At 56.8% G+C, this 4,045-nt stretch carries 3 protein-coding genes; 2 read left to right on the top strand and 1 reads right to left on the bottom strand.

Annotated features, from left to right (window positions below):
- The coding region (gene smc / locus L692_RS0115400; protein ID WP_025701051.1) for a chromosome segregation protein SMC at positions 1–2,188 on the bottom strand (2,188 nt) is incomplete at its 3' end.
- 188 nt (positions 2,189–2,376) lie between these two features.
- Here smc and fdhD point away from each other — a divergent pair.
- Positions 2,377–3,189, top strand: coding sequence for a formate dehydrogenase accessory sulfurtransferase FdhD (fdhD, locus tag L692_RS0115395; protein WP_025701050.1), 813 nt, complete (start codon positions 2,377–2,379; stop codon positions 3,187–3,189).
- Between the two features lie 108 nt (positions 3,190–3,297).
- Positions 3,298–4,045: [FeFe] hydrogenase H-cluster radical SAM maturase HydE (hydE, locus tag L692_RS0115390; RefSeq protein WP_025701049.1), on the top strand; the 748-nt coding region annotated here is incomplete at its 3' end.

Below are 4,045 nucleotides of genomic sequence, written 5' to 3'. Positions count from 1 at the left end.
CCAGCCGCTTCTCATCGCCTCCCTGGCGCAGCTTCTCCAGCTTGTCGTTTGAGTCTTCCTGCTCCTTGCGCAGCCGGGCAATGCTTGCCTTAAGCTTGTCGATTTGGCGCCCGGTTTCGCCAATTTCGCTCTGGAGCTGGTCCAGCTGGCGCTTGCGTCCGAGCAGACTGGCGTTCTTCCTGTGCTGGCTGCCGCCGGTCATCGATCCGCCAGCGTTGACGACGTCGCCCTCCAGCGTAACGACGCGATAGCGGTACTGGCATCTGGCGGCAATCCGGTTCGCCTGCTCCAGACTTTCCGCAATGACGACGTTCCCGAGAAGACTGCCGACAATGCTGGCATACCTGTCTTCAAAGCCGACCAGTTCGGAGCCGATGCCAACGAATCCATCCGCCCCCTCAATCATTCCCCGGTCGCCGCCGGTAATCTGCCGGGGCCGGATGACATCAAGCGGGAGAAATGTCGCGCGTCCAAGCTGCCGCTGCTTCAGGAACGAAATCGCTTGGCGCGACACGGCTTCATTATCCATGACGACATGCTGGAGCGAAGCGCCCAGCGCCGTTTCGACAGCCGTCTCCAGCTTCTCCGGCACGGAAATCAGCTCGGCCACAGCGCCGTGAACGCCGCCAAGCTGTCCTTTGCGGGCGCCCTTGAGCACTTCCTTGACACCGAGCATAAATCCGTCGAAGTCATCCTGCATTTCCTTCATCGTCTCATGGCGGGACACTTGAGCTTCCCGTTTCTGCTCCCACTTGCGGAGACCCGAATGGGCTTCGTCCAGCAGCTTCTGACGGGACACCGATTGCTCGCTCTCGGAGATGTAGTCTTTGCGCAGCTTCCCAAGCTCCTTGCCAAGCGTCTCAATTTGGCCCTTCAGCCTGGCCTGCTCCCGAATAAGCTCCTCATGCCGGGAGGTCCACTTCCCGCTCTCTTCCGCGCTGCGGTTCATCCGCCGCTCCAGACCTTCCTTCTGCTGGTCGGCATAGCGTATCTCGTTGCGCGCCTGCGCCATTTTATTCATCAGCTCAAGCAGCGCGCTCTTCAAGCTCTCCTCTTTGCTCTGGCTAAGCCCGTCCGTAACGCCTGTCAGCCTGGCTTCCTCGCCCTCAATTTGCTGCCGCAGCTCCGCAAGACGGAGCCGGGTCTGCTCCAGGCTGCTTTCAAGAGCCGTCAGCTCCCGCTGGCGGTCTTCCGAACGCTCTCCGACGGAGCCTATAGTCTGCACGAGCTGCTCCCGGTTGTTCTCCAGATGGCGCCGCCTTTCCTTCAGCAGCTCACCGTAGCCTTCGCTCTTCTCGTAGGCCTCACTGTACCGCAGCAGCTGCTCCTGCAGCTGTTCGATCCGTTCCTCCAGTTGGCGAAGCGCGGCTCTGCCGCCCTCCAGCTTGGCGTCATGGGCGGTGACGACCGTCGATAATTGAAGCTGCTCGTCCCGCAGAAGCTCAAGCTTGGCATTGCCGTCTTTCCACGCCGCATGAATGCCTTCAATCTGATGCACATAGACGGATATTTCCAGCTGCTTCAGCTGCTCCTTCAATTCCTTGAAGCGGACGGCCTTCTCGGATTGCTCCTTCAGCGGACCGATCTGGTCCTCCAGCTCGCTGATCAGATCATGGATACGCAGCAGGTTCTGCTCGGTCTCATCCAGCTTGCGTCCCGCGTCCTTTTTCCGGGATTTATATTTGACGATGCCTGACGCCTCTTCAAATATGCCGCGCCGGTCCTCGGACCGGGTGCTGAGAATCTCCTCGATCCGGCCTTGCCCGATAATGGAATACGCTTCGCGGCCGATGCCGGTATCCATGAACAGCTCTGTAATATCCTTGAGTCTGCATGCCTGCTTGTTGATCATATAATCGCTGTCTCCGCTGCGGTGAACCCGCCGCGTTATCGTCACTTCGCTGAAGTCCAGCGGCAGAGCATGGTCTTCATTGTCAAGCGTCAGCGACACCTCGCCGTAGTTAACCGCCTTGCGGGCATCGCTCCCGGCAAAAATAATATCCTCCATCTTGCCGCCGCGCAGCGATTTGGCGCTTTGTTCGCCAAGCACCCAGCGGATGCCGTCGGAAATGTTGCTCTTGCCGCTTCCATTGGGACCGACGACGGCCGTAATGCCGCGCACGAACTCCATCTCCGTTTTGTCGGCAAATGATTTAAAGCCAGTTAATTCAATCCGTTTCAAAAACATACCTCGCCAGTCACCTCCGACCCATTATACCATAGCGTTCCATGGGCTTGCATGGCATGGCGCAATGAAGGACCGGAAGCGTAAATATCGCTGGTTGTGAATTATAAAATTGACAGTCATTGCAAAAAGTGGTGTAGTAAAGTTGCTGTTTGATTTCTATTTTTTTCTAAAATAAGGGTGATCGAAATATGAGGGGACCTGAACAGCAAGGACATATTATTCGTTACCGGCAGGGCCGGATCACCAGAGAACCGGATCTCATTGCGGCGGAGCATCCCGTCACATTGAAGATTAACGGCGAGGAGTTCGTGACCCTGGTGTGCACCCCTGAATACATCGAGGACATGGCGGTCGGCTATTTGGCTTCGGAAGGGATCATTCGGGGAATTCAGGATATTAAGGAGCTCTGGACGCAGGAAGAGGAAGGCTTCGTGCACGTCTGCACCGACCGCTGGAGTAACCTTCACCGCCAGCTGTACGCCAAGCGCTATGTCAGTTCCTGCTGCGGCGCGGGCCGCCATGGCTTCGTGTATGTTAACGATGCAAGGACCGCCAAAGTGATGGACGGTGTTCATGTATCTTTATCCTTTGACGATTGCTTTCGTCTTATGGAGGGCGTGCAAGCCGGCGCGGAGCTGTTTCACCGGACAGGCGGCGTCCACTCTGCGGCGATTTGCGATATCCATGGGGTGCTGCTCTCCCGCAGCGATATCGGCCGCCATAACGCGCTCGACAAAATTTATGGCCACTGCCTGAAGCACGAGATGAAACTGAATGACAAAATCATCGTGTTCAGCGGCCGCATTTCTTCGGAAATTCTATTGAAGGTCGCCAAAATCGGCTGTGAAATCATTTTGTCCAAATCCGCTCCCACCATGCTGGCCCTGGAGCTGGCGGAACAACTCGGCATAACGACGGTCGGGTTCATTCGTCAGGACTCCTGTAATGTGTATACACGACCGGAACGCATCAGCGATTGTGCGCTCCTGAACAACATTTAAGTAAACCTGCGATTTCAAGCAGAAAGCTCATTGATGCCTGGGGAGGGATGCTCAACGGATCATTTACTGGAACGTTTATATGCGAAGGAATCACTGGATTCCGAAGAAATTGTCCATCTGCTCGGTCAGCTGGACCAGACTTCCCGAAGGCGGCTGCATGCCCTTGCGAATCAGAAGCGGGTGTTCCATTACGGTACAGGGGTCTACTTGCGCGGGCTGATTGAATTCTCCAATATTTGCAAGCAAAACTGCATGTACTGCGGAATCCGCTCCGCCAATAACACAGCGAGCCGTTATCGGCTCCGGCCCGAAGAAATTTTGGACTGCTGCCGGGAAGGATATGAGTTGGGCTACCGCACCTTCGTGCTGCAGAGCGGAGAGGACGATTGGTATACAGCGGAGAAGCTGGCGCGGCTGATTGCCGATATCAAGCGGCGATATTCGGATGTCGCAGTGACGCTCTCGATCGGCGAGCGGGACGACGAGACGTATACCCGGCTATTCGAAGCGGGGGCGGACCGCTTTTTGCTGCGGCACGAGACGGCTTCCCGCAGGCTGTATGAAGCGCTGCATCCGACCATGACCTTTGAGAACAGGCGGGACCGCTTGCGCGCCCTGAAAGCGATCGGCTATCAGATCGGAGCCGGATTCATGGTCGGATTGCCTGGACAGACGCTCGAAGACCTGGCCGCAGATCTACTGTACCTCAAGGAGCTGAATCCGGATATGATTGGCATCGGCCCTTTTTTGCCGCACGAAGCCACGCCTTTAAAGGACGAGCCGGCCGGCACGCTGGAGGACACACTGGATATGATCGCACTGGCGCGGCTGTTTGTGCCCCGGGCATTAATTCCGG

Source organism: Paenibacillus forsythiae T98 (assembly GCF_000520735.1).
GTDB classification, from domain to species: domain Bacteria; phylum Bacillota; class Bacilli; order Paenibacillales; family Paenibacillaceae; genus Paenibacillus_AQ; species Paenibacillus_AQ forsythiae.
Note: the sequence above shows the minus strand (reverse complement) of the source record. Positions and strands in the feature narration are given on the sequence as shown.

Bases quoted from the DNA above. Each gene is read 5' to 3' on its own strand.
- fdhD (WP_025701050.1), top strand. From the start codon at position 2,377: ATGAGGGGACCTGAACAGCAAGGACATATTATTCGTTACCGGCAGGGC.